The organism is Caulobacter sp. HMWF025, from assembly GCF_003060965.1.
Taxonomy (GTDB): Bacteria; Pseudomonadota; Alphaproteobacteria; order Caulobacterales; family Caulobacteraceae; genus Caulobacter.
In genome coordinates, this window is the sequence record NZ_QAII01000173.1 from 6,067 (window position 1) to 6,291 (window position 225).

General features: G+C 72.4%; 1 pseudogene. It reads right to left on the reverse strand.

Going from position 1 to position 225, the window contains the following annotated elements:
* Positions 1 to 225, reverse strand: a pseudogene (locus DBR10_RS19220) (hypothetical protein); the annotation flags it as partial.

Sequence of the window (225 nt, forward strand, 5' to 3'; positions counted from 1 at the left end):
AAAGCCGTCCGTGCCGCTGACGATGAAGCCGCCGGTGCCGTCGCTGTAGACCGTCGAGGCCGCGAGGGTGCCGCTGAAGCGGGCCGTATCGGTACCGGCTCCGCCGATCAGGCTGTCATCGCCCAGACCGCCGGTCAGGACGTCGTCGCCGGTGCCGCCGGTCAGGGTCTCGGCCGAAGCCGTGCCTTCGAGCCACAGGGCCGTGGCGGCGGTCGCCGCATCCAC